This is a genomic window from Leucobacter iarius (assembly GCF_039530105.1).
GTDB classification, from domain to species: domain Bacteria; phylum Actinomycetota; class Actinomycetes; order Actinomycetales; family Microbacteriaceae; genus Leucobacter; species Leucobacter iarius.
The window spans coordinates 1-542 of the sequence record NZ_BAAAOB010000030.1; the positions used below are offsets into that span (position 1 = coordinate 1).

Here is a 542-nt window from a genome sequence, read left to right on the forward strand (position 1 = left end):
TTCATGTGCAGCTCCATCAGCAAAAGGGGATGATAAGTTTATCACCACCGACTATTTGCAACAGTGCCAACGCCGGGTTATTCTTATTTGTCGCTTCTTTACTCGCCTTTATCGGCCTTCACTCAAGGATGTATTGTGGTTATGCGTTATATTCGCCTGTGTATTATCTCCCTGTTACCCACCCTGCCGCTGGCGGTACACGCCAGCCCGCAGCCGCTTGAGCAAATTAAACAAAGCGAAAGCCAGCTGTCGGGCCGCGTAGGCATGATAGAAATGGATCTGGCCAGCGGCCGCACGCTGACCGCCTGCCGCGCCGATGAACCCTTTCCCATGATGAGCACCTTTAAAGTAGTGCTCTGCGGCGCAGTGCTGGCGCGGGTGGATGCCGGTGACGAACAGCTGGAGCGAAAGATCCACTATCGCCAGCAGGATCTGGTGGACTACTCGCCGGTCAGCGAAAAACACCTTGCCGACGGCATGACGGTCGGCGAACTCTGCGCCGCCGCCATTACCATGAGCGATAACAGCGCCGCCAATCTGCT

Annotated in this window: 1 protein-coding gene; it reads left to right on the forward strand. The window is 55.9% G+C overall.

Going from position 1 to position 542, the window contains the following annotated elements:
* Positions 1–141: 141 nt before the first annotated feature.
* On the forward strand, positions 142–542 hold a 401-nt coding region (locus ABD169_RS16130), incomplete at its 3' end, for a serine hydrolase (protein ID WP_344033626.1).